Origin of the sequence: Citrobacter sp. MGH110, assembly GCF_001037515.1 — a bacterium.
In the GTDB taxonomy this organism is placed as follows: Bacteria; Pseudomonadota; Gammaproteobacteria; order Enterobacterales; family Enterobacteriaceae; genus Citrobacter; species Citrobacter portucalensis.
The window spans coordinates 937,498-961,365 of record NZ_KQ089830.1 but is presented as its reverse complement, the minus strand read 5'-3'; the positions used below and the strand labels follow the sequence as shown (position 1 = coordinate 961,365).

The 23,868-nt window shown below is 52.1% G+C and carries 23 protein-coding genes; 11 read left to right on the top strand and 12 right to left on the bottom strand.

All coding sequences use genetic code 11. The annotated features are described in order from the left end of the window. The first annotated feature begins 15 nt into the window (after positions 1–15). Positions 16–369, top strand: coding sequence for a DsrE/DsrF/TusD sulfur relay family protein (locus SK38_RS04620; protein WP_048235258.1), 354 nt, complete (start codon positions 16–18; stop codon positions 367–369). A gap of 262 nt (positions 370–631) precedes the next feature. Further along, positions 632–877 carry a DUF1883 domain-containing protein gene (locus tag SK38_RS04615; protein ID WP_038641131.1) on the top strand — a complete coding sequence of 82 codons (246 nt, stop codon included), beginning with the start codon at positions 632–634 and terminating at the stop codon, positions 875–877. Between the two features lie 54 nt (positions 878–931). On the opposite strand, the gene SK38_RS04610 is transcribed toward SK38_RS04615, so the two are convergent. After that, positions 932–1,627: a gamma-glutamylcyclotransferase gene (locus tag SK38_RS04610; protein WP_048235257.1), complete on the bottom strand. Its 696-nt coding sequence runs from the start codon at positions 1,625–1,627 to the stop codon at positions 932–934. 403 nt (positions 1,628–2,030) lie between these two features. Between SK38_RS04610 and chaA the strand changes: the two genes are divergently transcribed. Continuing rightward, positions 2,031–3,131, top strand: a complete 1,101-nt coding sequence (chaA, locus tag SK38_RS04605) for a sodium-potassium/proton antiporter ChaA (protein ID WP_048235256.1) — start codon at positions 2,031–2,033, stop codon at positions 3,129–3,131. Positions 3,132–3,185: 54 nt separating this feature from the next. Here the strand turns inward: chaA and SK38_RS04600 are convergent, their stop codons facing one another. Both SK38_RS04600 and SK38_RS04595 read right to left on the bottom strand, forming a co-directional pair. Continuing rightward, a complete protein-coding gene (locus SK38_RS04600; RefSeq protein WP_053069330.1) occupies positions 3,186–4,877 on the bottom strand; it encodes an amidohydrolase in 1,692 nt (563 codons plus the stop codon). Between the two features lie 25 nt (positions 4,878–4,902). Beyond that, positions 4,903–5,496 (bottom strand): TetR/AcrR family transcriptional regulator, encoded by a 594-nt coding sequence (locus tag SK38_RS04595; protein WP_048235255.1) that lies wholly within the window; start codon positions 5,494–5,496, stop codon positions 4,903–4,905. Positions 5,497–5,568: 72 nt separating this feature from the next. Between SK38_RS04595 and bdcA the strand changes: the two genes are divergently transcribed. Continuing rightward, positions 5,569–6,282 (top strand): SDR family oxidoreductase, encoded by a 714-nt coding sequence (bdcA, locus tag SK38_RS04590; protein ID WP_048216243.1) that lies wholly within the window; start codon positions 5,569–5,571, stop codon positions 6,280–6,282. 67 nt (positions 6,283–6,349) lie between these two features. On the opposite strand, the gene kdsA is transcribed toward bdcA, so the two are convergent. The 6 genes from kdsA to hemA are packed head-to-tail and all read right to left on the bottom strand — an operon-like array spanning position 6,350 to position 11,654. Beyond that, positions 6,350–7,204 (bottom strand): 3-deoxy-8-phosphooctulonate synthase, encoded by an 855-nt coding sequence (gene kdsA / locus SK38_RS04585; protein ID WP_003020772.1) that lies wholly within the window; start codon positions 7,202–7,204, stop codon positions 6,350–6,352. 35 nt (positions 7,205–7,239) lie between these two features. After that, on the bottom strand, positions 7,240–8,049 hold the full coding sequence (gene sirB1, locus SK38_RS04580) for an invasion regulator SirB1 (RefSeq protein ID WP_003020775.1): 810 nt from the start codon (positions 8,047–8,049) through the stop codon (positions 7,240–7,242). Positions 8,050–8,051: 2 nt separating this feature from the next. Continuing rightward, complete coding sequence (sirB2, locus tag SK38_RS04575; RefSeq protein ID WP_048235254.1) at positions 8,052–8,444, bottom strand: invasion regulator SirB2; 393 nt, start codon at positions 8,442–8,444, stop codon at positions 8,052–8,054. Then, positions 8,441–9,274 (bottom strand): peptide chain release factor N(5)-glutamine methyltransferase, encoded by an 834-nt coding sequence (gene prmC / locus SK38_RS04570; protein WP_048235253.1) that lies wholly within the window; start codon positions 9,272–9,274, stop codon positions 8,441–8,443. The genes sirB2 and prmC overlap by 4 nt, the downstream gene beginning before the upstream one ends. Beyond that, positions 9,274–10,356 carry a peptide chain release factor 1 gene (gene prfA / locus SK38_RS04565; RefSeq protein ID WP_003020786.1) on the bottom strand — a complete coding sequence of 361 codons (1,083 nt, stop codon included), beginning with the start codon at positions 10,354–10,356 and terminating at the stop codon, positions 9,274–9,276. Before prfA ends, prmC begins: the two co-directional genes overlap by 1 nt. Before the next feature lie 41 nt (positions 10,357–10,397). Beyond that, a complete protein-coding gene (gene hemA / locus SK38_RS04560; RefSeq protein ID WP_003833420.1) occupies positions 10,398–11,654 on the bottom strand; it encodes a glutamyl-tRNA reductase in 1,257 nt (418 codons plus the stop codon). 211 nt (positions 11,655–11,865) lie between these two features. On the opposite strand from hemA, the gene lolB reads away from it, so the two are divergent. From lolB to dauA, 4 genes are all read left to right on the top strand, one after another. Next, positions 11,866–12,489 (top strand): lipoprotein insertase outer membrane protein LolB, encoded by a 624-nt coding sequence (lolB, locus tag SK38_RS04555; RefSeq protein WP_003833422.1) that lies wholly within the window; start codon positions 11,866–11,868, stop codon positions 12,487–12,489. Then, positions 12,486–13,337 carry a 4-(cytidine 5'-diphospho)-2-C-methyl-D-erythritol kinase gene (gene ispE, locus SK38_RS04550; protein ID WP_032943712.1) on the top strand — a complete coding sequence of 284 codons (852 nt, stop codon included), beginning with the start codon at positions 12,486–12,488 and terminating at the stop codon, positions 13,335–13,337. Before lolB ends, ispE begins: the two co-directional genes overlap by 4 nt. A 269-nt stretch (positions 13,338–13,606) precedes the next feature. Further along, entirely contained in the window at positions 13,607–14,554 is a 948-nt protein-coding gene (prs, locus tag SK38_RS04545) for a ribose-phosphate diphosphokinase (protein WP_001518537.1), read from the top strand. Positions 14,555–14,678: 124 nt separating this feature from the next. Then, positions 14,679–16,361: a C4-dicarboxylic acid transporter DauA gene (gene dauA, locus SK38_RS04540; protein ID WP_071692414.1), complete on the top strand. Its 1,683-nt coding sequence runs from the start codon at positions 14,679–14,681 to the stop codon at positions 16,359–16,361. Positions 16,362–16,458: 97 nt separating this feature from the next. On the opposite strand, the gene SK38_RS04535 is transcribed toward dauA, so the two are convergent. Both SK38_RS04535 and SK38_RS04530 read right to left on the bottom strand, forming a co-directional pair. Then, a complete protein-coding gene (locus SK38_RS04535) occupies positions 16,459–17,922 on the bottom strand; it encodes a pyridoxal phosphate-dependent decarboxylase family protein (protein ID WP_048235252.1) in 1,464 nt (487 codons plus the stop codon). A gap of 15 nt (positions 17,923–17,937) precedes the next feature. Next, entirely contained in the window at positions 17,938–19,323 is a 1,386-nt protein-coding gene (locus SK38_RS04530; RefSeq protein WP_008784983.1) for a diaminobutyrate--2-oxoglutarate transaminase, read from the bottom strand. Positions 19,324–19,931: 608 nt separating this feature from the next. On the opposite strand from SK38_RS04530, the gene lysC reads away from it, so the two are divergent. Beyond that, a complete protein-coding gene (lysC, locus tag SK38_RS04525; protein WP_048224056.1) occupies positions 19,932–21,293 on the top strand; it encodes a lysine-sensitive aspartokinase 3 in 1,362 nt (453 codons plus the stop codon). A 126-nt stretch (positions 21,294–21,419) separates the two neighbouring features. On the opposite strand, the gene ychH is transcribed toward lysC, so the two are convergent. After that, positions 21,420–21,701, bottom strand: coding sequence for a stress-induced protein YchH (gene ychH / locus SK38_RS04520; protein ID WP_003833480.1), 282 nt, complete (start codon positions 21,699–21,701; stop codon positions 21,420–21,422). A gap of 274 nt (positions 21,702–21,975) precedes the next feature. Here ychH and pth point away from each other — a divergent pair, with 274 nt between their 5' ends. Beyond that, positions 21,976–22,560, top strand: a complete 585-nt coding sequence (pth, locus tag SK38_RS04515) for an aminoacyl-tRNA hydrolase (RefSeq protein ID WP_003020814.1) — start codon at positions 21,976–21,978, stop codon at positions 22,558–22,560. Positions 22,561–22,675: 115 nt separating this feature from the next. Next, positions 22,676–23,770 (top strand): redox-regulated ATPase YchF, encoded by a 1,095-nt coding sequence (gene ychF, locus SK38_RS04510; RefSeq protein WP_003020818.1) that lies wholly within the window; start codon positions 22,676–22,678, stop codon positions 23,768–23,770. Positions 23,771–23,868: the final 98 nt, after the last annotated feature.

Sequence of the window (23,868 nt, the reverse complement as noted above, 5' to 3'; positions counted from 1 at the left end):
ACAACAGGAGTAATAATGCAAAAGATAGTGATCGTCGCGAACGGTGCAGCCTATGGAAGCGAATCGTTATTTAACAGCCTGCGTCTGGCCATCGCCCTGCGCGAACAGGATGCGGAACTCGACCTACGTTTATTTTTAATGTCGGACGCGGTAACGGCGGGGCTTAGCGGTCAAAAACCTGCGGAAGGATATAATATTCAGCAAATGCTGGAGATCCTGACGGCGCAAAATGTGCCGGTCAAACTGTGTAAAACCTGCACCGATGGCCGCGGGATCACGACGCTTCCGTTAATTGACGGAGTAGCCGTCGGCACGCTGGTAGAACTGGCTCAATGGACGCTGGCTGCAGATAAAGTGCTGACCTTCTGATACACCGTTTTCAGGCAAGCACACTGAAAGTGTCGATAATTTCCGGATTTAATCGTAGATGGGCGCGGTTTCGTTGAACGTTAGCACGCCCTTTCAACCCTTTTGAGGGATTTTGTCACTTTTGTTTAATCGTTATGCCATTTTTTGATCAAAATCAGCATCCTGTTGCTCCCCCTTTGGTGTTATGCAATGAGTGAAATGTGAACAACATCACGCAGCACTTTCGACAGAAAGTACGTTGTTTTCAAGAACGGGGTGAAAAATGGCATTAGTGAAGGCGAGTTTAAAGTTATTTGGTGGTGATACGGTGGTAGTGCGCTGTTCTGAGCGCTGCCACATCCACCTGATGAGCGAGAAAAATCACGTCAAAGACACGCAGTCCGACATCTTAAGCGTGCAGGATCGTGATAACGCATGGTTAACCGTACCGTATACCGGCGTCTGGAATGTGCTGATCGACAGCCATAGCCAGTCGCTCGAGCATTCGATAAGTTTTATTGCAGCCTAAGCGTTAAACGCCCGATAAGCACCTGGCTTATCGGGCATACAACATCGGGCGATATTAGGCAAATCCTGGACGCATAACACCTTCCGGCAGGTTCTCTCCCAACAATCGTTTGACTGTGATCACCAGATCGTTAAGACAGTCATCCTGCATCCCCAACTTGACCAGCTCTTGTTCCAGTGAGAACAGATACTGGGCATTGGTGCCTAAAGGTCCGCTCGCCGCGGCGATAAGCGGCGCAATCACCTGCGCGCGCGTATCTGACTCAAACAGCGGATGACGCGGATCCATAATAAAGACCAGCGCGTTTACCGCCCGACCGTCATCCAACGTCAACTGGCACCAGGTTGGTAGATAGCATCCGGTGATCATTTCACGCTTCCACAGCAGAGAAAGCTCTTGTTCCAGCGACGCGTCCGGCAAACGGTAGGCCACACCGGTGGTGCGTCCGCCCTCTTTCAGGGCCAGCATACGTCCTGGCTGACACGCCGTTCCTCGCCCCGCCGTCAGACGCAGGCAAAAGGCACGGTGCCAGCCGACTAACGTCCCGGTACAGGACTCTTCAAACTCTAAGGCCGGGTTCCACATCAACGATCCATAACCGAAGATCCACACCGGTCCATCATCTGGTCGGCATGCAAGCGTGGCGGCCAGTGAGGCTGCCCGTTGTTCCGCTGACCAGAGTAGTGATTCTTCAATAGCACCAAATGCCGTCTTACAGTCGGCATTCAATAAAAAATCACGCGTTAACACCTTACACCTCCGCCACTGCTGCTTCCCTGCGACAACTTTTTTGACGCCTTCCGGGCTTTTTTACTGCTCATTTTGAAACCAATAGCTGGACAATAGGCAATTCACCGCTCGCTTGCAAGGGAACAAAGTGTCAACGGCACTTTATATCCTCTCGGGGTGGTACGTCCTGCACTATCATTTGTATCAGTACGCTCATCAATTTTTGTGGACGCTAAAATCTAATGTGCTGTTATTTAAATATTCTCTAAACAAGATATGCAATTTCATTCGCTCGGATGCAAAAAATGGTCCATGCCGTAAAATTACGTAAAATCAGATCGGAAATACCGAAAGTTCTGTTATTTTTTACATTCTTTAATACTTTTATAATTATAAATACCTGCAGAGATGGAGAATTAGTTCAATGACACACGTACAAGAGGCGGTAAAAACCCGCCACAAGGAGACTTCTCTCGTCTTCCCGATTTTGGCACTGGTAGTACTGTTCTTATGGGGGAGCAGTCAGTCACTACCAGTGGTCATCGGCATTAATGCGCTGGCCCTTATTGGTATATTAAGCAGTGCATTCAGTGTTGTCCGTCATGCGGACGTATTAGCACATCGACTTGGTGAACCCTACGGGTCGCTGATCCTCAGCCTGTCCGTTGTTATTCTTGAAGTCAGCTTAATCTCCGCATTAATGGCGACCGGCGATGCTGCGCCTACGCTCATGCGCGATACGCTATATTCAATCATTATGATCGTAACCGGCGGCCTGGTCGGTTTTTCATTACTGTTAGGTGGCCGTAAATTTGCCACTCAGTATATGAATCTGTTTGGCATTAAGCAGTATTTAATTGCACTGTTCCCACTGGCCATTATTGTACTGGTGTTCCCAATGGCTTTACCGGGTGCGAATTTCACTACCGCACAAGCGCTGTTGGTGGCGTTAATTTCTGCGGCAATGTACGGTGTATTTTTGCTGATCCAAACTAAAACGCACCAGAGTCTGTTCATTTACGAGCATGAAGACGAGGGTGACGACGACGACCCGCATCACGGTAAACCGTCAGCACATAGCAATTTGTGGCACGCTGCCTGGCTTATCATTCATCTGATCGCCGTTATTGCCGTGACTAAAATGAACGCCAGCCCGCTGGAGACATTGCTGACTGAACTGAATGCCCCAGTGGCATTTACCGGTTTCCTGGTCGCATTGCTGATCCTCTCTCCTGAAGGCCTCGGCGCGCTGAAAGCGGTTCTGAGTAATCAGGTACAGCGGGCGATGAATTTATTCTTCGGTTCGGTGTTAGCCACCATTTCACTGACCGTTCCGGTAGTGACCCTGATCGCATGGGCAACCGGGAATGATTTGGTCTTTGCGCTGGGCGCGCCAGAGATGATTGTGATGGTTTCATCACTGGTACTGTGCCACATCTCTTTCTCCACCGGGCGCACCAACGTGCTTAACGGTGCGGCGCATCTGGCGCTGTTTATCGCCTATCTGATGACGATATTTGCCTGATTAGTCTTTCTGATAGAACCCACGGCCCTTCTCAGGGCCGTTTTCTTTTACCGCTCACTGCTCCGGATAAACCTGTTGACCATCGACAAACGTTAATAACGACTCCGTTTGGTGCAATTTGTCTGCCGGAATAGCCATAATATCCTGATTAAGCACCGCAAAATCGGCGAGCTTACCTGCCTGCAAACTTCCCCTCTGCTGTTCTGCAAAAGCTATCCAGGCGGCATTGAGGGTATACATTTTTAATGCATCTTCTCGGCTTAACTGGCGCGTATCATGACGTACCGAACCGTCGAGCGCTTTACCTGTTACATGATATTCAATGGCATGCCATACTCCTGCAACGCCAATCCGCGTCGCATCCGTACCACCTACTACGATAACCTCCTGCTCTAACGCGGGTTGAACTGGTGATGATAGCGCCGCCACCGTTTTACCATTCGCGCGCTCAATGGCGGGAGATTCAAAATAGGGTCCCATTTGAACAGAGTAGGCTACGCCTAATTTCTTCATACGGGCAATCGTTTCAGGCGTACCGGTATTGAGATGAGCAATAGACCAGCGCAATGGAGCAATATCATGCGATTTAGCCACCTCGCTGATCACATCTAAAATCGCAGCGGCGCTGTCATCGGTATAGGCATGTATTTCAACGGCAACCCCTTCCTGTGCGGCAAGTTGTAGCACCTTAAGTTGTTCTAGGTGGGATTCGGTTGAAGACTTAAATCCAGATGACATCTGCACGCCATCATTCATTGCCATCACCAGGCTTTCACCGAAGCCCAGGAAAGCCATTCTGCCGTCATCATGCATTGGAGGGCGAAATGCCAGACGTTGTTTAAACCACTCCGATTCATTACCAGGCGGCGCCGATAAACGATATCCGACACGTATCCTGAGAGGTGGCTGTTGCTGTAGTTTAAAAAAATCACGATAAGCTTGCTCATGCCCGGCTGAAGGATCAATAAAACCGACCACGCCGCGTTGATTTAAATAATGAACAAATGCGTTAAGGTTCTTTTCAACATCGCTAGTCTGGCTAATCTGGGCAAAAAGCTGATTAAAACTACCAATTGTCCCGCGCAACGTCCCCGTTGCCAGCCCTTTGTCATCGCGTTCTATCACGATCCCTGCCGGAACATCCGGCTGTGGACTATTAAGTTTTAGGGTCTCGATAGCCTTTTGATTTAACAGGGCATAGTCATAAAGGCTTTGTATATACGCAGGATGCTGAGGCACCGCCTGATTCAGTTCCTGAACCGTCGGATCCCGTTTTTCAGCAAATTGTTCAGGGATCCATGAGCCAGCCACTGCCACCCATTGTGCTGCATTTTTCTTTGTTGCTGATTGCGACAGTTTATTCAGCGCATCAGGTAAATTTTTGGCATCAAACCAGTAGGTTTCGAATAAAAACGTCCTTCCTCCACGAATGCCATGCAAATGTGCATCAATCAATCCAGGAATAACGGTTTTCCCTGACAGATTTATTTCCTTGGTGTTTGTCCCGGCCCATTTTTTCACCGTTTCATCATTCCCAACTGCAACAATATGTCGCCCTTTTATCGCCACGGCCTGCGCCGTTGGCTGTTGTTCGTCCATTGTAACCAGCTTTCCGTTATACAAAATTACATCAGCTTTACTCTGCGAATACGCCAGAAATGATGTTCCCAAAAGGAAAGTGGCCAACATAACAATACGTATCGCAGGTGGTGGTGTATTAAAGCAAAGTCCCATTTTCCCCATCATATTTATCTACCTTATCATGTGATGATCATCTGGAAAGCTGATGCCGCACCGCTACGCTGGCGATTCGCGCGCTGGCTAGCAGACGTTCGAACGAATGCCCGCAACGCGCTTTTCCCGACAGGCCAAGCATTGTGGTACTGACGTAATCAGTCAGGCTGTCAGCCTCTTTAGGATGCCGCTGTGCGATAAAGTCGTGAATTTTATGTTCGGCAGCCGAGTAGAAATTCCGCGCGACCTTCCGCGCCTGCGGATCGTTACTGTGCGTGCCCTCCAGGACCAAACATCCCGGCGTATGCGGATCTGCGGCATAACGTCGCGCCGCCTCTTCAAGCAGATCGGTAAGACATGCAGAAACGGGTTTGTCGGGGCGAAGAATGTCATCAAAAGGGATCGCCTCAGTTTGTACGTAGCGGTCAAGAACACGTTTATAAAGACCGATTTTATTCCCAAAAGCAGCATAGAAACTGGGGGGCTTGATCGACAACGCCGCGGTGACATCCGCCACGCTAACCGCGTCATAGCCATGTGCGTGAAACAAGGGTTGTACTTTGGCAACGGCCATTTCTGGATCAAAATTACGTGGGCGTCCAGGTGCCCGAGTGCATTTTGTAGTGCTCATTACAAATCCATTGACAGAAAACTGTGCACCCATTATATATCGATCACTACATAATTATTCAAGGAGTACCTCATGTCTTCTTTTAACGGCAAGTCAGTTCTGGTTCTTGGCGGCAGTCGTGGGATTGGCGCGGCTATCGTGCGCCGTTTTGCCGCGGATGGCGCATCGGTTACCTTTACCTATTCAGGCTCCCCTGACGCTGCCAAAGCGCTTGCTGATGAGACGGGTACCCAGACAGCGCAAACCGATAGCGCCGATCGTAACGCCGTCATCAACCGGGTACGCGAAAGCGGCCCGCTGGACGTGCTGGTGGTTAATGCAGGCATTATTCTGTTTGGTGATGCGCTGGAGCAGGATCCGGATGACGTGGAGCGCCTGTTCCGGATTAACATTCACTCCCCATACTATGCGGCCGTGGAAGCGGCACGACAGATGCCTGACGGCGGACGCATTATCATTATTGGTTCTGTGAATGGCGACCGTATGCCTCTTGCTGGCCTGGCCTCTTATGCGGTGAGCAAATCAGCGCTGCAAGGGCTGGCCCGGGGGCTGGCACGTGATTTTGGACCGCGGGGCATTACGGTAAACGTGGTTCAACCGGGTCCTATTGATACTGATGCCAACCCGGAAGATGGCCCACTGAAAGAGGTGATGCACAGTTTTATGGCGCTAAAACGACATGGCCGTCCAGAGGAAGTTGCGGGAATGGTTGCCTGGCTTGCAGGCCCTGAGGCTGGGTTTGTGACGGGGGCAATGCATACAATTGACGGTGCGTTTGGCGCCTGACGGCCACCCTTAACACTTATCTCAAACAGCAGTCCGAAGAGATATCTCTCCGGACTGCAATACTTTCTTAGTTCTCGGTATCCAGCTCGTCGAAGCTTTTAACCAGGTCATCAATCGCTTTAATCTGAGTCAGGAACTGTTCCAGTTTCGCCAGCGGCAGCGCGGATGGACCATCGCATTTCGCATTAGCTGGATCCGGATGCGCTTCAATAAACAGACCGGCCAGACCTACCGCCATACCTGCGCGCGCCAGTTCGGTAACCTGCGCACGACGACCGCCGCTTGCTGCGCCAAAAGGGTCACGGCATTGCAGCGCATGGGTAACGTCAAAAATCACCGGCGAGTTGCCAGAAACTTTCTTCATCACGCTGAAGCCCAGCATATCCACAACCAGGTTGTCATAACCAAAGTTCGCGCCACGGTCGCACAGAATTACTTTGTCGTTGCCGCCTTCATGGAATTTGTCCACGATATTGCCCATCTGGCCCGGGCTTACGAACTGCGGTTTTTTCACGTTGATAACGGCACCGGTTTTCGCCATCGCTTCCACCAGATCGGTCTGACGAGCGAGGAAGGCCGGCAGCTGAATCACATCCACCACGTCAGCAACAGGCTGAGCCTGGCTGGCTTCGTGAACGTCGGTGATCACTTTTACGCCAAAAGTCTGCTTCAGTTCCTGGAAGATTTTCATCCCTTCTTCAAGGCCCGGTCCACGGTAAGAGTGGATGGAAGAACGGTTGGCTTTATCAAAGGAGGCTTTGAACACGTAAGGGATACCCAGCTTTTGAGTAACGGTTACGTAGTGCTCACAAATGCGCATCGCCAGATCGCGGGATTCCAGCACGTTCATTCCGCCAAACAGCACGAACGGCAGGTCATTTGCCACGTTGATGTCGCCAATGCTAACCACTTTTTGTTTCATAGGATCGCCTTAAACGGTAGGTAAAGTGTCATTAATCAATGCAATACAATTTGCTTGTGCGAAATAGTATTAATCTGCGCACGAATCATTTCGCTGATCGGGTCTTCCGGACACTGTTCAACGAAATAACTTAAATCGGTCAGCGCAACATGTTCACACTCCAGTTGCGCGTAAATTAATCCACGATCGCGTATTTCATACGGATCTTCAGGATTAAACTGTAATAGTGCTTCGCTGGCACGCAGCGCCAGCTCCATTTGCCGCTCTTCCATCAGCGATGATTTCAGCGTGTCGAGCAGCTTACGAATTACTTCTGCATTATCCGCCTCATCCAGGTCTTCGTTAAACAGCTCCGCGACCGGGCTGATATTCCCCTTCAGCCACACTTCCAGCGTGTGCTCATTTAACGTTTCTCCATTGAACGGATTGATTAGCCACATTTCGCCATCGAGCGATTCAATACGCAGGATGAGTTGTGTCGGGAAAATCACCGGCACCAGCGGCAGCTCCAGTCGGTTGGCAATCCACAATAAGATCGCACCCAGGGATACGGCGCTGCCCTGACGATTTTTCAGTACCTGATCAAGCCATAGTGCATCAGAAAGACGATAGACGCCGTGGGTATCCGTAAACCCCCATTCGCCGTAAAAAAGTGCCAGCAGTTTTTCCAGTTGCTCATCCTGAGACAGGAGCTGGCTAATTTCTTCTTGCGCCAGACTGACCAGACGTTCCAGTTCGTCATAGACAGTTTGTGTCGGAAAATCCAGACGGATAGACTCCGACGCCAGGATCATCCCATCACACAATGGCGCTTTATTAAATTCGAAATCAGCTAACGACCTCATGCTTACCCCAGTAACGGTATTTTTGTGGTGGCGAGTTTAATGATGATGTACAGCACCACCAGCGCCAGCGGAAAAGCGATTAATCGCGCCTGCTGACTGCGCGCTCGACGATAATCGAGCGCAATAAAACCCAAAACGATGTAAATGATAACCCCAAACAGCTTTTCAGTCAGCCATGTCCCGTGCTCAGTGAATGGCAGGATGTGCGCTTTAACCATTAACGCTACGCCGCTGAGTAATAAAACGGTATCGACAACCGGCGGCACGATGCGCGTCCAGCGCGCGCAGGCAAGGCGCGAGTCGGTGTAACGCCACCAAAATCGCAGGGTCAGCAAACCAACCGAAAGCGCAATGCTGATGAGATGGACGTTGAGTAACACACCGAAGATACTCATGATGGGATGCGTCCAAGCGTAATTCGCTCGTTGCCGCCATAGTCACGACAGGTTTCAACCGCCAGGTAACCCGCACGAGTAAAGGCATCACGGACGGCCTCGCCCTGCTGCCAACCATGTTCCAGCAACAGATAGCCGCCGGGCGTTAACATGCGCTGAGACTGGTCGATGATATGCACGATATCCGCCAGCCCCTGATCGCCCGCCACCAGCGCCGACAGCGGTTCAAAGCGAACGTCGCCTTGCGCCAGGTGCGGATCCTGTTCGTCGATATACGGCGGATTGCTGACAATCATGTCAAACTGCTGTCCCTGCAATGCGCTGAACCAGTTACTTTGCAGCACGCAAACATTGTCGATGCTCAGTTGCTGCTTGTTGCGAATGGCCAGTGCCACGGCATCAGGCATGCGGTCTACAGCTGTCACAGCAGAATCCGGACGCTCGGTTGCCAGCGCCAGCGCAATGGCACCCGTGCCGGTTCCCAAATCGAGAATACGACACGCTGAGGCCGGCAGGCGAGCCAGCGCCTGCTCCACCAGACACTCGGTATCCGGACGCGGAATAAGCGTGGCTGGAGACACAAACAGCGGCAACGACCAGAACTCACGCACGCCGGTTAAGTGCGCCACCGGCTCTCCCCGCTGACGCCGCTCCAGTAGCGTATCAAGCTGTTGACGCTGCGCCTCGGTTAACTCCGTTTCGCCGAAAGCCAGAATAAAGGTGCGCCCTTTGCCAGTAACGAACTCGAGTAAAATCTCGGCGTCACGGCGCGGGCTTTCGCTTGCCTGTAATTGGCTTATCGCTTCACGCAGCCAGTGCTGATAATCCATTAATCCTGCTCGGACAATGCCGCCAGTTGATCGGCCTGGTATTCCTGGACAATCGGCTCAATGAGCATATCCAGTTTGCCTTCCATCGCTTCATCCAGACGGTAGAGCGTCAGGTTAATGCGGTGATCGGTCACACGACCCTGCGGGAAGTTATAGGTACGGTTACGATCGCTGCGATCGCCACTGCCCAACAGGTTGCGGCGTTCAGAGGCTTCCGCCTGTTGACGTCTTGCCACTTCTGCGGCACGAATTCGCGCCCCCAGCACCGACATCGCTTTAGCTTTGTTTTTATGCTGTGAACGTTCGTCCTGGCATTCCACTACGATACCGGTCGGTAAGTGGGTAATACGGATTGCGGAGTCGGTGGTGTTAACGTGCTGACCGCCCGCGCCTGATGAACGGAAGGTGTCAATACGCAGATCGGCCGGGTTGATGTCCGGCAGTTCGGCATCCGGCAGTTCCGGCATAACCGCGACCGTACAGGCCGAGGTATGAATACGCCCCTGTGATTCCGTCGCAGGTACGCGCTGCACGCGATGGCCGCCAGACTCAAACTTCAGTCGCCCGTAAACGCCTTCGCCGCTAATCTTGGCAATGACTTCTTTAAACCCGCCATGCTCGCCTTCGCTGGCGCTCATGATCTCAACCCGCCAGCGACGCGATTCAGCGTAACGGCTGTACATGCGGAACAGATCGCCGGCAAACAGCGCCGCTTCATCACCACCGGTTCCCGCGCGCACTTCGAGGAAGGCGTTACGTTCGTCATCGGGATCTTTAGGTAATAGCAGGACCTGCAGATGCTGTTCCAGCTGCTCACATTTCTCTTTTGCTTCGCGCAGTTCATCCTGCGCCATTTCACGCATTTCAGGATCGTCGAGCATCATCTGAGCCGTCTCGATATCTTCCTGAACCTGTTGCCAGTCCGTAAAACAGCGAGATACATCGCTTAATTGCGCATATTCGCGCGACAGCGCACGAAAGCGATCCTGGTCTGCGATAGTACCCGCATCACCGAGCAGCGCCTGAACTTCTTCATGGCGTTCATGCAGGGCTTCCAGTTTGGCAACGATAGAAGGCTTCATAGGCGTAAATGCACCCTGTAAAAAATAAGATTGGTGTGCTGCTACTCCAGCCCGAGGCTGTCGCGCAGAATATTCAGGCGTTCACTATCCCCGTCACGGGCGGCCTGTTGAAGTGATTTGGTTGGTGCATGAATCAGGCGATTGGTCAGTTTCCAGGCCAGATCCTGCATAATGGCTTGCGCATCACCGCCCTGTTGAAGAGCGGCCAACGCTTTGGCGGTCAGTTCATCACGGATCTGTTCTGACTGACTGCGATACTCGCGGATAGTGTCGCTTGCGCCCTGGGCGCGTAGCCAGGCCATAAACTCGCTGGCTTCCTGCTCCACTATCGTTTCGGCTTCCACCGCCGCCGCTTTGCGCTGGGCCAGGTTATGCGAAATGATGCTTTGCAGGTCATCAACGCTATACAGATAGGCGTTAGACAATTTACCCACTTCCGGCTCGACATCGCGCGGTACGGCGATATCCACCAACAACATAGGCTGATTGCGGCGGTTTTTAAGCGCACGTTCCACCATTCCTTTGCCGATAATCGGCAGCGGACTGGCGGTAGAACTGATAATGATATCGGCATCCTGTAAACGCGCGTCTATATCACTCAGTGAAATCACCTCGGCGCCGACTTCATCCGCCAGTACCTGCGCACGCTCGCGAGTGCGGTTGGCGATGATCATCTTCTTCACTTTGTGCTCGCGCAGATGTCGCGCTACCAGCTCAATGGTTTCGCCCGCACCGACTAACAGCACGGTTACCGTGGAGAGCGATTCAAATATCTGCCGCGCCAGGGTACAGGCGGCAAACGCCACCGACACGGCGCTGGCGCCGATGTCAGTTTCTGTACGTACACGTTTTGCGACAGAGAATGATTTCTGGAACATGCGTTCCAACGCACTGGCGTTCAGGTGACCTTTTTGCGAATCCGCAAACGCTTTTTTCACCTGCCCCAGAATTTGCGGTTCACCGAGCACCAGTGAATCCAGACCGCTGGCAACACGCATCAAATGACTGACCGCGTCGTTGTCCTGGTGCCAGTACAAGCTGTTGCGCAGATCTTCTTCATTGAGGTTATGGTATTCACACAGCCAGCGAACCAGCGCTTCTTGCAGGTTATCCTGCTCTTCAACGCTGAGATACAGCTCCGTGCGGTTACACGTCGACAGCACTACCCCGCCCTGCACCATTGGCTGCGCGAGCAGGCTGTCCAGCGCCTGATCGAGCGTATCCGGCGAAAACGTTACGCGTTCTCGCAGCGATACAGGTGCCGTTTTATGGTTAATACCAAGCGCTAAAAGGGTCATGTGTGCGGGAATAGTACCAGCGTTGATAAGGTTAGACTGGGTGCATCATACAGGATGCGTGCGGTCAATAAAAGAGACTGACCCCTTTTGGAGTAATAGCTTAGTGCACAAATTTAAGCGATTTAAGATAACTTGAACGTAGACGATGTCTGATGGCGGCGCTAGCATTAAGAGTTATAACTGCAACGTATCTCAAGGATTTGTCATCATTATGACCCTGCCTGATTTTCGCCTGATTCGCCTGCTGCCGCTGGCGGCCCTGGTTCTTACTGCCTGTACGCTCAACGCGCCTAAAGGTCCCGGTAAAAGCCCCGATTCTCCGCAGTGGCGCCAGCACCAACAGGAAGTTCGCGCCCTGAACCAGTATCAGACGCGTGGTGCGTTTGCCTATATTTCCGATCAACAGAAAGTGTATGCCCGCTTTTTCTGGCAGCAAACCGGTCAGGACCGCTATCGTCTCCTGCTGACCAACCCACTGGGCAGCACTGAACTGGAACTTAATGCGCAGCCTGGCAACGTCGAACTGGTCGATAACAAAGGCAAACATTACACCGCCGACGACGCTGAAGAGATGATCGGCAAACTGACCGGCATGCCTATCCCATTAAACAGCCTGCGCCAGTGGATCCTTGGACTGCCAGGTGACGCCACCGATTATAAGCTCGACGACCAATATCGTCTGAGTGAAGTGAACTACAGCAAAGACGGTAAAAACTGGAAAGTGGTCTATAGCGCCTACGACAGCAAAACCCAGCCAGCGATGCCAGCAAACATGGAGCTGTCCGACGGCTCCCAGCGTATTAAGCTGAAAATGGATAACTGGATTGTGAAATGATGACCCATTGGCCCTCTCCGGCAAAACTGAATTTGTTTTTATACATCACCGGACAGCGTGCGGACGGTTACCACACGCTGCAGACCTTATTTCAGTTTCTTGATTATGGCGACACGATAGATATTGCACCGCGTAGCGACGGCGAAATTCACCTGTTAACCCCAGTGGAAGGCGTTGCGCATGAAGACAATCTGATCGTCCGTGCGGCACGTTTGCTGATGAAAGCGGCATCTGAAAGCAATCGCCTTCCCAAAGGGAGCGGTGCGGACATCAGTATCGACAAACGCCTGCCGATGGGCGGCGGTCTTGGCGGAGGTTCGTCTAATGCGGCAACCGTTCTGGTGGCGCTGAACCATCTCTGGCAGTGCGGACTTTCAGTTGATGAACTGGCGGCACTCGGCTTAACGCTGGGGGCGGATGTTCCCGTATTCGTGCGCGGCCATGCGGCTTTTGCCGAAGGCGTAGGCGAAATTCTGACGCCGGTCGAGCCTGAGGAAAAGTGGTATCTGGTTGCTCATCCGGGAGTCAGTATTCCGACACCGGTGATTTTTAACGATCCCGACCTCCCGCGCAACACGCCAAAAAGGTCAATAAAAACGTTACTAAAATGTGAATTCGGCAATGATTGCGAGGTTATCGCAAGAAAACGTTTTCGCGAGGTTGATGCGGCGCTTTCCTGGCTGTTAGAATACGCGCCGTCGCGCCTGACTGGTACAGGGGCTTGTGTCTTTGCTGAATTTGACACTGAGTCTCGTGCTCGCCAGGTGCTTGAGCAAGCCCCGGAATGGCTCAAAGGCTTTGTGGCGAAAGGCGTCAACCTCTCCCCATTGCACAGAGCGTTACTCTAAATCCTTCGGATTTCAGGAAGATGGCGAAATGACGAATCGCCAGGTGCATACAACTTCAGTATGTAACTGGTGTGAGGAATTGATGCCAGCGCAAATGAAACGCGAAAGATAAAGAGTAAGCCGGGCAAGCTGAGTTGCGGTGACAACGTCACCCTGTTCCAGACGTTGCATCGCGCTCTTTAATACACCGCATGGAGAGGATACTGCCTGGCCCGCACAGTTTTCGGCAGATTCTTTCCACCAATGGACGCATGCCTGAGGTTCTTCTCGTGCCTGATATGAAGCTTTTTGCTGGTAACGCCACCCCGGAACTAGCACAACGTATTGCCAACCGCCTGTACACTTCACTCGGCGACGCCGCTGTAGGTCGCTTTAGCGACGGCGAAGTCAGCGTACAAATTAATGAAAATGTACGCGGTGGTGATATTTTCATCATCCAGTCCACTTGTGCCCCTACTAACGACAACCTGATGGAATTGGTCGTTATGGTTGATGCGCTGCGCCGTGCTTCCGCAGGCCGTATCACCGCCGTTATTCCTTACTTCGGCTATGCACGTCAGGATCGTCGCGTACGTTCCGCTCGTGTACCGATTACCGCTAAAGTCGTCGCTGATTTCCTGTCCAGCGTTGGCGTTGACCGCGTCCTCACCGTTGACCTGCATGCTGAACAGATCCAGGGCTTCTTTGACGTACCGGTTGATAACGTATTCGGTAGCCCGATCCTGTTAGAAGACATGCTGCAGCTGAACCTGGACAACCCGATTGTGGTTTCTCCGGATATCGGTGGCGTCGTGCGTGCCCGCGCTATCGCTAAACTGCTGAACGATACCGACATGGCTATCATCGACAAACGTCGCCCGCGTGCGAACGTTTCTCAGGTGATGCACATTATTGGTGACGTTGCAGGTCGTGACTGTGTTCTGGTTGATGACATGATCGATACCGGCGGTACGCTGTGCAAAGCAGCAGAAGCACTGAAAGAACGTGGTGCTAAACGTGTATTTGCTTACGCCACTCACCCGATCTTCTCAGGTAATGCGGCAAACAACCTGCGCAACTCAGTGATTGATGAAGTCGTTGTCTGTGACACTATCCCACTGACTGACGAAATCAAAGCGCTGCCAAACGTGCGTACATTGACCCTGTCGGGTATGCTGGCCGAAGCGATTCGTCGTATCAGCAACGAAGAATCCATCTCTGCTATGTTCGAGCATTAATCGAGCCCGGCTCAAAAACCCGCTGCGGCGGGTTTTTTTATCTGCAATACTTATTTGTATGACTTATGCCTCCTTCACCTGCCATTTAGTTGACAGATGATGCGCTCATGGATGAAACATTATTGTGAACAGATTATTTTCCTCACATGTGATGCCTTTCCGCGCCCTCATCGACGCTTGTTGGAAAGAAAAATATACTGCCTCTCGCTTTACCCGTGACCTGATCGCCGGGATAACCGTTGGGATCATCGCCATTCCGCTGGCAATGGCCCTGGCAATAGGCAGTGGCGTTGCGCCGCAGTACGGCCTGTATACCTCAGCCGTCGCTGGGATTGTTATCGCCCTTACCGGGGGATCGCGCTTTAGCGTATCTGGCCCAACCGCCGCCTTCGTGGTGATTCTGTATCCGGTGTCGCAACAGTTTGGGCTGGCAGGCCTGCTGGTTGCCACGCTCATGTCCGGGATATTCCTGATCCTTTTCGGCCTCGCTCGTTTTGGCCGCCTGATCGAATATATCCCCGTGTCGGTAACGTTAGGTTTTACATCGGGTATTGGTATCACCATCGGTACCATGCAGATTAAAGATTTTCTTGGCCTGCAGATGGCCCATGTCCCGGAGCACTATCTGCAGAAGGTTGGCGCGCTGTTTATGGCCTTGCCGACCATCAATTTCGGCGATGCCGCCATTGGCGTAGTGACGCTGGGGATCCTGATTTTCTGGCCGCGCCTGGGGATCCGACTGCCGGGTCACCTTCCCGCACTGCTGGCAGGCTGTGCGGTAATGGGTATCGTGAACCTGACCGGCGGCCATGTCGCCACCATTGGTTCTCAGTTCCACTACATTCTGGCTGACGGCTCACAGGGTAATGGTATCCCGCAGTTGCTGCCGCAGCTGGTCCTGCCGTGGAATATGCCGGAATCAAACTTTACCCTAAGCTGGAGCTCGTTACAGGCGCTGTTACCGGCAGCCTTCTCGATGGCGATGCTGGGGGCAATTGAATCTCTGCTGTGCGCCGTCGTACTCGATGGGATGACCGGCACCAAGCATAAAGCTAACAGCGAGTTGATTGGCCAGGGGCTGGGTAACATCGTGGCACCATTCTTTGGCGGTATCACCGCCACAGCGGCAATTGCCCGCTCTGCGGCAAACGTCCGCGCCGGGGCGACCTCGCCAATCTCTGCGGTTATCCACGCGATTCTGGTGATCCTTGCCCTGCTGGTACTTGCACCGCTGCTTTCCTGGTTACCGCTTTCCGCCATGGCCGCCCTGCTGCTGATGGTGGCATGGAACATGAGTGAAGCGCATAAAGTGGTGGATTTGCTGCGTCATGCGCCGAAAGACGACATCATTGTCATGCTGATGTGTATGTCGCTGACGGTACTGTTCGACATGGTTATTGCCATCAGCGTCGGTATCGTTCTCGCCTCTCTGCTGTTTATGCGTCGTATTGCGCGCATGACTCGCCTGGCGCCGGTCAACGTAGACGTACCGGACGATGTGCTGGTGCTGCGCGTTATTGGTCCGCTGTTCTTTGCCGCGGCGGAAGGATTATTTACCGATCTTGAGTCGCGTATTGAAGGTAAACGCATCGTAGTCTTGAAGTGGGACGCGGTCCCGGTACTGGATGCCGGTGGTCTGGACGCTTTCCAGCGCTTTGTAAAACGTCTGCCGGAAGGTTGTGAATTACGCATCAGTAATCTGGAATTCCAGCCGCTACGTACCATGGCGCGCGCGGGTATTCAGCCGATTGCCGGGCGCCTGACGTTCTTCCCGAATAAAGATGCTGCGCTAGCAGATATCCGCTAACGTGTAGCCCGGCCAGGCTAAACGCCGCCGGATTGCAAATGACAGACAAAAAAATGGCTCCCTTACCTGGGAGCCATTTTTATAACAAGCTTATTGCTTACGCGTTCAACAGTTGCTCAGCCGTTGCCTTCACGCTTGCCAGCAGGACTTTAACATCCTCCAGACATACCGTCGGATTGAGCAGCGTTAGCTTCAGGCAGGTGACACCATCTGCTTCGGTCACGCCGACGTTGGCGCTACCAAAAGCCAGCAGAACGTCGCCAATACGCTGGTTCAGCAGCGCGACAAATGCCACGTCGTCACGTTGCGGGCGGAAGCGGAACAGCACGCTTGCCAGCTGCGGCTCCATCACCAGTTCAAGATGTGGCTGGGTTTTGACAAACTCAGCAACATCACGCGCCAGCGTCACACCGTTATCAATGATCTCGGCATACTGCTTTTTGCCCAGCGCTTCGAGGCCCATCCACAGCTTCAGCGCGTCGAAACGGCGCGTGGTCTGCAGTGACTTCGATACCAGGTTTGGTACGCCAGCCTCTTCATCGAAATCAGAGTTCAGGTACGCCGCCTGGTAACGCATCAGCTCGTAGTGGCGCGCATCTTTTAACAGGAACGCACCGCAACTGATGGTCTGGAAGAACTGCTTGTGGAAATCCAGCGTCACGGAATCTGCCAGTTCAAGGCCGTTCAGGAAGTCACGGTACTTCTCAGAAAGCAGTAACGCCCCGCCCCATGCCGCATCCACGTGCATCCAGATCTGATGTTCTGCAGCCAGCGCTGCAATATCCGCTAACGGATCGATTGCGCCCGCATCGGTAGTACCGGCAGTGGCGACGATTGCCATCACCTGCTCACCGTTGGCTTTCGCCTGGGCCAGCTTGTCTTTCAGGTCAGCCAGATCCATGCGTGAAAACGTATCGGTCTTCACCTGGGTGACGGAACGGTAGCCCAGCCCCATCAGCGCCATGTTCTTCTGCACGGAGAAGTGCGCGCTTTCAGAGCAGAACACTTTGATTTTACTCAGATCACCGGTCAGACCATCCTGCTGAATGGAGTGCCCCTGGCGAGCGAAAAAAGCATCACGCGCCAGCATCAGGCCCATCAGGTTACTCTGCGTACCGCCGCTGGTGAATACGCCCGCATCGCCTGCCGGGTATCCAACCTGCTCACGCAACCACTCGATCAGCTTGATCTCAATGATGGTGGCCGACGGGCTCTGGTCCCAGGAGTCCATACTCTGGTTGGTGGCGTTGATCAGAACTTCCGCCGCCTGGCTAATCACCAGGCTCGGGCAGTGCAGATGCGCCACGCACTGCGCATGGTGAACCAACAAGCTGTCTTTGAGAAAGTATTCAACCGCACGCTCAATAGCGGCCTGGTTGCCCAGGCCCTGAGACGTAAAATTCAGGTTGATACGTTCACGCAGTTGCTCAACGGTTTTACCCTGATACATCTCAGGCTGCTTTAACCATTCAACGACCGCTTGCGTACTCTGCTCGATAGCGTCCTGATAAGCTGCAATGCTTTGCGCCGAGCCGGACAGAATCGGGTTTACGTCTGACATTCGATCCAACTCCGTTTAAACCGGCTTCACGCCAGCGCCCAGCAGGGCGTTTTCGAATTTATCGAGGAAGATTTCCAGCTCAGCGTTGGTGATCAGCAGTGACGGCAACAGGCGCAGCACGCAACCGTTGCGGCCACCACGCTCCAGAATCAGCCCATTTTCGAAGCATTTTTTCTGCAGCAACGCGGACAGCTCGCCATCGGCCGGGTAGCAGCCCATGTGATCCTGCGCTTCGTTCGGCTTCACGATTTCCAGGCCGATCATCAGACCCAGACCGCGCACCTGGCCGATAACCGGGTAGCGTTTCTGCAGGTCAGCCAGTTTGCCTTTCAGCCACTCGCCCTGGGCAGCAACTTTATCGGCAATCTTGTCGTCTTTGAGGATCTTCAGCGTTGTCAGACCGGTCGCCATCGCCAACTGGTTGCCGCGGAAAGTACCAGTGTGGTGGCCCGGAGCCCACGCATCGAACTGCTTTTTAATGCCCAGCACCGCCAGTGGCAGACCGCCGCCAACCGCTTTGGACATCACGATGATATCTGGCTCAATACCGGCGTGTTCGAAGGCGAACAGTTTACCGGTACGTGCAAAGCCCGCCTGAACTTCATCGATGATCAGCAGAATGCCATGTTCCTGCGTCACTTTACGAATGCGTTGCAGCCACTCGACCGGAGCCGGATTCACGCCACCTTCACCCTGCACCGCTTCGAGGATCACGGCAGCCGGTTTACGCACGCCGCTTTCAACGTCGTTGATCAGGTTTTCGAAGTAGTAGGTTAATGCTTTAACGCCAGCGTCGCCGCCGATACCCAGCGGACAACGGTATTGATGCGGATACGGCATAAACTGCACTTCCGCCATCATGTTGCTGACCGCTTCTTTCGGCGACAGGTTGCCGGTCACGGACAGCGCGCCGTGGGTCATCCCGTGGTAGCCACCGGAGAAACTGATAATGCTGGAACGGCCGGTGACTTTCTTCGCCAGCTTCAGTGCCGCTTCAACAGCATCTGCGCCGGACGGACCGGTGAACTGCAGACAATATTCTTTGCCCTGACCCGGTAATAAAGAAAGTAAATATGATGAGAATTCATCTTTTAACGGCGTGGTAAGGTCAAGCGTATGTAACGGTAAGCCGCTTGTGATGACACTTTGAATGCTCTGCAGCACTTCAGGATGGTTATGACCAAGCGCCAGGGTTCCGGCACCTGCCAGGCAATCAAGATATTGATTATTTTCTACATCAGTAATCCAGACGCCCTGCGCTTTAGCGATCGCTAATGGCAGTTTACGTGGATAGCTGCGGACATTAGATTCAAACTCAGCCTGTCTTGCTAAAAAGGTATCATTGCTCTGTGGTAATGAATTAGCACTTAAAGTATCAATACGGACTTTATCCGTCATCATATCACTCCTACAACCAGGTGTAGATTAACGCCTGATTGAATAAATGGTTATAAGGATTACCTGTAAAAAAGCGCGGCTAATATATGTTGTTTTAGCTTAGGACTCAATCATTTATTTTTCGGCATTGAAAATAACAACTTTCCCCTTTAAATTCAAAGCGTAACAACTATTTACCATTACTAAATCCTAAAGAAATATATCTATTTAATTAACAATGTTGTAGCTAATTGCAACGCAGACAATCTAATAAAAACCATGGAATTTTCGTGTTTTTATTATTTTTTTACACGTTTTTACCATTAATGATGCTCGCGATATCTTGTGATGCCATGATTTTTCACTTATTTGTCGATAAATCGAATAAAAAAGTCGATCCCTAAATATAAATCACTTAGTATGGCGCGCTTATTTGCAGGCTATGTAGATAAAATTAATGCGCAGCACCCGATAACGCGTACAGGCGACACGCGTTATCGACAACAGGTATTCCCTGGGTTGTCAGCAGAAATGTTCGCGGGCGGACATTTCGTAAGGCGAACTTCGTTCCCTTATGCCGAGAATGAAAATTTTCTAGCCATACTTTTATGGCGCCCTGATATGAGATTGTTATGACTCGCATTTATCCACCATCCGTCGTTGCCAAATTTGGCGGCACCAGCGTCGCTGATTTTGATGCGATGAACCGCAGCGCCAGCATTGTCCTTGCTGATCAAGATGTCCGTTTAGTCGTTTTGTCTGCTTCAGCAGGCGTGACAAACTTACTGGTTGAGCTTTCTGAAGGTCTGGAAACACATCAACAATTAGATAAGATTGAGACTTTACGCGCCATCCAATACAACATTATTTCCCGCCTGAAGCAGCCGTCCGTTATCAGCACGGAAATCGATAATCTTCTAAACAATATACGTCGACTTGCACAAACGGCGATGGTTTCGCCGTCTGATGCGTTAAGCGATGAGTTAGTCAGCCATGGCGAGCTGATGTCCTCGCTACTGTTTACTGAAGTCTTACGTGAACGGCATGCCGAGGCCGGGTGGTTTGACGCCCGCAGCGTGATGCGTACTAACTCGAACTTCGGCTGCGCCGAACCCGAGCTTGGCACACTGCACCACCAGGTGGAGACTCACCTGCGCCCTCGTCTTGAGCAAGCGATTATGGTGACTCAGGGATTTATCGGGCGTGATGCCGCAGGACACACCACAACGCTTGGACGCGGCGGTAGTGATTACACGGCTACGCTTCTCGGTGAGGCGCTTCACGCCACACGCGTTGACATCTGGACCGACGTTGCAGGGATCTACACCACCGACCCACGCATTGCGCCGCGGGCCAAACGAATCGACCATATCTCATTTTCCGAGGCCAGCGATATGGCCGCCTACGGTGCGAAGGTCCTCCACCCGGCGACACTGCTCCCGGCAATGCGTAAAAGCATTCCGGTCTTTGTTGGCTCAAGTAAGGATACTGCCGCCGGAGGTACGCTGGTGCACAACACCACCGATAATCCACCTCGCTATCGCGCGCTCGCCGTGCGTCGTAAACAGACGCTGTTGCGGTTACACAGTCTGGAGAAGCAACCTTCCTGTTCTTTCCTAGCGCAGTCCTTCGCCATTTTAGCTCGCCATGCGGTCACGGTGGATTTGGTTACAACCTCAGAGAATAGTATTGCGCTGGCGCTGGACGCCACTCATGCAACCTCAGGTGAAGACCATGTGTTGACCACCGCATTGTTTACCGCCTTGTCCTCCCACTGTCGGGTGGAAGTGGAAACCGGGCTGGCGTTGGTCACTTTGGTGGGGAATCAACTCACACAGGCTGCGGGAGTTTGCAAAGACGTTTTTGCCTGGCTTGAAGAGCATACGGTACGAATGATTTGCCATGGGGCGTCAAACGACAACCTGAGCATCCTGTTGCCGGCTGACAATGCAGACAGCGCGATCAAAGCGTTACATTATCGGTTATTCGAATAACGCTTCTTTGTAGTATGCCACCAAGGGTAGAAGTCGTTTAACCCAGTACTGACGAACAAGCAGAGCCCTGGTTTTTAAACCAGGACTTTGTGTTCAAACAACTGCACTCCGAGTTGGGAGAGCTATTTAGTTATGCCGATGATTGGTATCACCGCGACGGCAGCGTTTGTCATAATGGCGCACCCACCAGTAACGATCGCTGATTTGTTCGTGCCCCCCCACTCTGGCACCCGCCAACCAGAGGACACCACCAACAAAAATACTGAGCACGGCACCATGTGCGAAAAACTGTGGCAGATTAAATTGCGGCAGTTGGTTTAAAATAGAGTAACCAACACCACCCACCATCACCACCAACCCTAAAGCCATGAGCACGTTACCGAGTAACGAAGCGTTTTTGCGTTTCATGTGTCACCTCCGGAACTTTGGGTTGTTACAGGGAATACCCCTAATCCTTATGTGTAAAGTATAGACAACACTGCCGTTCGCAAGTGCGGGAGCGATCACAATTACAAACACTCATGCAACAAAACTTTACAAATAAGCCACTGAACACACTCATTTTCTAATAGTCCATTTGTGCAATTATTCAGCTTTTGGCGATAAGCACGCAGTTTTTTGTCAACAGCAGCGTCAGACAGTAAACTACACGTCGTTTATCGAAACACTCAGGACAAAACACGTGGCGATTAAATTGATTGTCGGCCTGGCGAACCCCGGCGCAGAGTATGCGGCAACGCGACACAATGCAGGCGCATGGTATGTCGATCTGCTGGCAGAAAGATTACGCGCTCCCCTGCGCGATGAGCCGAAATTCTTCGGCTACACCTCCAGAGTTACGCTTGAAGGTGAAGACGTCCGTCTGCTGGTGCCAACCACATTTATGAATCTGAGCGGCAAGGCTGTCGGTGCGATGGCCAGTTTTTATCGTATTAACCCCGATGAAATTTTGGTCGCACACGATGAGTTAGACCTGCCCCCTGGCGTGGCCAAATTTAAGCTTGGCGGCGGTCATGGCGGACATAATGGCCTGAAAGACATCATTAGTAAGTTAGGTAATAACCCCAACTTTCATCGTTTACGCGTTGGAATTGGCCATCCGGGCGATAAAAACAAAGTTGTCGGATTTGTTTTAGGCAAACCGCCTGTTTCAGAACAGAAGTTAATTGATGAAGCAATTGACGAAGCGGCACGTTGTACCGAGATTTTGTTCAAAGACGGCCTGACCAAAGCGACGAGCCGGTTACACACCTTTAAAGCGCAATAAGCAGCGATGTGCGGCATTTTTCTCGCGTGCTGTGTATAATAGGCAAAGTTATTTACATTTCTACAATCTGTTTTCCATAACAGGTTGAATATCAAAAGATTAAGGTGATTTAAACATGGGATTCAAATGCGGTATCGTCGGTTTGCCAAACGTAGGCAAATCCACCCTGTTCAACGCGCTCACAAAAGCGGGTATTGAAGCGGCAAACTTCCCGTTCTGTACTATCGAGCCGAACACCGGTGTTGTCCCGATGCCCGATCCGCGTCTGGATCAGCTGGCCGAAATCGTCAAACCGCAGCGTATCCTGCCAACAACGATGGAATTCGTCGACATCGCCGGTCTGGTAAAAGGCGCGTCCAAAGGTGAAGGTCTGGGTAACCAATTCCTGACCAACATCCGTGAAACCGAAGCTATCGGCCACGTGGTGCGTTGCTTTGAAAACGACAACATCATCCACGTTAATAACAAAGTGGATCCGGCTGATGACATTGAAGTTATCAATACCGAGCTGGCGTTGTCCGACCTCGACACCTGTGAGCGCGCTATCCATCGCGTGCAGAAGAAGGCCAAAGGCGGCGACAAAGACGCTAAAGCAGAACTGGCTGCGCTGGAAAAATGCCTGCCACAGCTGGAAAACGCTGGCATGCTGCGCGCGCTGAAAACGCTGACTGACGAAGACAAAGCGGCCATCAAATACCTGAGCTTCCTGACGCTGAAGCCAACAATGTACATCGCCAACGTCAACGAAGACGGTTTTGAAAATAACCCGTACCTCGATAAAGTGCGCGAAATCGCGGCTGCCGAAGGTTCTGTTGTGGTTGCCGTTTGCGCAGCCGTTGAAGCTGACATCGCAGAACTCGATGATGCTGACCGTGAAGAATTCATGGCTGAAATGGGTCTGGAAGAGCCGGGCCTGAACCGCGTTATCCGTGCTGGCTACGAATTGCTGAACCTGCAGACCTACTTCACCGCTGGCGTGAAAGAAGTCCGTGCATGGACCATTCCTGTCGGTGCCACGGCTCCGCAGGCAGCCGGTAAAATCCATACCGACTTCGAGAAAGGCTTTATCCGCGCACAAACCATCGCGTTTGAAGATTTCATCACCTATAAAGGTGAGCAAGGTGCGAAAGAAGCTGGGAAAATGCGTGCCGAAGGTAAGGACTATATCGTCAAAGATGGCGATATCATGAACTTCCTGTTCAACGTCTAAATAAAATCTGCTGTCTCATGAGGTTCCAACGAATCTCATGAGAATCGCAAAACCCTATAAAATCCACGCAATTGCGTGGATTTTTCATTTCATAATGT

What these genes read in the sequence shown, in the direction of transcription:
- SK38_RS04620 (WP_048235258.1), top strand. Translation starts at nt 16, where the DNA reads ATGCAAAAGATAGTGATCGTCGCGAACGGTGCAGCCTATGGAAGCGAA.
- SK38_RS04615 (WP_038641131.1), top strand. Translation starts at nt 632, where the DNA reads ATGGCATTAGTGAAGGCGAGTTTAAAGTTATTTGGTGGTGATACGGTG.
- chaA (WP_048235256.1), top strand. Translation starts at nt 2,031, where the DNA reads ATGACACACGTACAAGAGGCGGTAAAAACCCGCCACAAGGAGACTTCT.
- SK38_RS04600 (WP_053069330.1), bottom strand. Translation starts at nt 4,877, where the DNA reads ATGATGGGGAAAATGGGACTTTGCTTTAATACACCACCACCTGCGATA.
- SK38_RS04595 (WP_048235255.1), bottom strand. Translation starts at nt 5,496, where the DNA reads ATGAGCACTACAAAATGCACTCGGGCACCTGGACGCCCACGTAATTTT.
- bdcA (WP_048216243.1), top strand. Translation starts at nt 5,569, where the DNA reads ATGTCTTCTTTTAACGGCAAGTCAGTTCTGGTTCTTGGCGGCAGTCGT.
- kdsA (WP_003020772.1), bottom strand. Translation starts at nt 7,204, where the DNA reads ATGAAACAAAAAGTGGTTAGCATTGGCGACATCAACGTGGCAAATGAC.
- sirB1 (WP_003020775.1), bottom strand. Translation starts at nt 8,049, where the DNA reads ATGAGGTCGTTAGCTGATTTCGAATTTAATAAAGCGCCATTGTGTGAT.
- sirB2 (WP_048235254.1), bottom strand. Translation starts at nt 8,444, where the DNA reads ATGAGTATCTTCGGTGTGTTACTCAACGTCCATCTCATCAGCATTGCG.
- prmC (WP_048235253.1), bottom strand. Translation starts at nt 9,274, where the DNA reads ATGGATTATCAGCACTGGCTGCGTGAAGCGATAAGCCAATTACAGGCA.
- prfA (WP_003020786.1), bottom strand. Translation starts at nt 10,356, where the DNA reads ATGAAGCCTTCTATCGTTGCCAAACTGGAAGCCCTGCATGAACGCCAT.
- hemA (WP_003833420.1), bottom strand. Translation starts at nt 11,654, where the DNA reads ATGACCCTTTTAGCGCTTGGTATTAACCATAAAACGGCACCTGTATCG.
- lolB (WP_003833422.1), top strand. Translation starts at nt 11,866, where the DNA reads ATGACCCTGCCTGATTTTCGCCTGATTCGCCTGCTGCCGCTGGCGGCC.
- ispE (WP_032943712.1), top strand. Translation starts at nt 12,486, where the DNA reads ATGATGACCCATTGGCCCTCTCCGGCAAAACTGAATTTGTTTTTATAC.
- SK38_RS04535 (WP_048235252.1), bottom strand. Translation starts at nt 17,922, where the DNA reads ATGTCAGACGTAAACCCGATTCTGTCCGGCTCGGCGCAAAGCATTGCA.
- SK38_RS04530 (WP_008784983.1), bottom strand. Translation starts at nt 19,323, where the DNA reads ATGATGACGGATAAAGTCCGTATTGATACTTTAAGTGCTAATTCATTA.
- lysC (WP_048224056.1), top strand. Translation starts at nt 19,932, where the DNA reads ATGACTCGCATTTATCCACCATCCGTCGTTGCCAAATTTGGCGGCACC.
- ychH (WP_003833480.1), bottom strand. Translation starts at nt 21,701, where the DNA reads ATGAAACGCAAAAACGCTTCGTTACTCGGTAACGTGCTCATGGCTTTA.
- ychF (WP_003020818.1), top strand. Translation starts at nt 22,676, where the DNA reads ATGGGATTCAAATGCGGTATCGTCGGTTTGCCAAACGTAGGCAAATCC.